This is a genomic window from Arthrobacter sp. I3 (assembly GCF_000520575.1).
Lineage (GTDB): Bacteria > Actinomycetota > Actinomycetes > Actinomycetales > Micrococcaceae > Arthrobacter > Arthrobacter humicola_A.
Window position 1 is genome coordinate 79,120 of record NZ_KI914945.1, and the last position, 1,352, is coordinate 80,471.

Annotated in this window: 2 pseudogenes; both read right to left on the reverse strand. The window is 69.0% G+C overall.

Annotated features, from left to right (window positions below):
• Positions 1-468 (reverse strand): annotated as a pseudogene (locus Y706_RS28355) (protocatechuate 3,4-dioxygenase subunit beta); the annotation flags it as partial.
• Positions 469-509: 41 nt separating this feature from the next.
• Positions 510-1,352, reverse strand: a pseudogene (locus Y706_RS26210) (VOC family protein); the annotation flags it as partial.

Consider the following 1,352-nt stretch of genomic DNA (forward strand, 5'->3'; position numbering starts at 1 on the left):
GCGCTGCCAGATTTCGACGAGCTGGCCGGTGACGGGGCGTCCGTCGCCGTCGAGCACCCGGCCGGAGACCACGATGCGTTCGCCGAGCGGCTCGCCGTTGTGCGCGATGGTCAGGTCCGCTTCCAGCGCGTGCACGTCCATGTGCCCGAACGCCGGCGAGTACAGTTCGATGGTTTCCGGATCCGCGTGGTGCAGATCCTTGGTGGGGTGGCGCAGGACGCTGCTGCGGTACGGCGCGTAGTCGAGCCGCGGCTGGGTTTCGGCCGGGGCTCCGCCTTTGAGGGCCTGCGCGTACGCTTCGCCGATCGCCTTCATCTCGGCGCTGAGGTCCGCCTGCGACTCCGCGGCAGTATCCAAGGCATGGACGGCGGGCGCATGCGTCTTTGGTGCGGCCTCCGTGGCTTCGTCGGACACGTCCTCGGTGATCGGGTCGGCGTTGAAGACGTCGAGGTTGATTTCTTCAGGCACAGCAGCCTCCTTTCGTTGATGTGTTTGTTGTTCGGATGGGGTCAGGAAGTACGGGTCAGCTGGTGCAGGTGGTCGTACTGGACGGCGTGCCGCACCGGGGCGTTCGGGGCGCCATAGCCGTCGTAGGCACCGCGGCGCTCCACCATTTCGAAGAACACGCTGCCCACGGTGGCGGTGTAGAAGTGCAGGAACTCGCCGTCGGCGTCGCGGTCATAGAGCAGGTTGAGCTCACGGAGCGTGGCCAGGAATTCCGGGTCCAGAGCGAACCGGGCGTCGAGGTCCTCGTAGTAGTTCGCGGGGATCTGCAGGAAGTCCAGTCCGCGGTCCCGTGCGGACCGGGCCGTGGCCACGAGGTCTTCCACGGCGAAGGCGATGTGCTCCTGGTAGCCGGGGCGGTGGCCGGTGCCGTCAGTCCCTTCCTGCTGGATCAGCGGGGCCAGGTTCAGCACCAGGCGGACGCCGCGGTCCTGCGTCAGCATCACCTGGGACCGGACCAGCCCAGTGGGGCTGGCCACCTCGGCGAACGGCTGCGGTTCCAGTGCGAGGGCGCTGGTGTAGAAGAGCACGGCCTCGTCGAAGTGCTGCCACGGCTGCGCGAGGTTCACGTGGTCGATCACCGCGCCCGGGTGCTCTGCCGGGTCCGGAGCGGCGACGTCCAGGCCGTCGCCGAATTCCCGGGTCCACGCGGCGGTGCCGTCCGGGCTGCCCTGGCAGAGGAAGATTTCGGTGGAGTCCGGCGCGGCGAAGCCCTGGAAGACTTCCTCGTTGGCCTGGCTCTTGCGCGGCACGGCGGGGGCCTTGAGCTGCTGGGCGCGGGCGGCGGCGATGACGGGAGAGTCGACGTCGAAGCCCAGGGCGGAGATGGCAGGGGCGGCGGGAGCCGG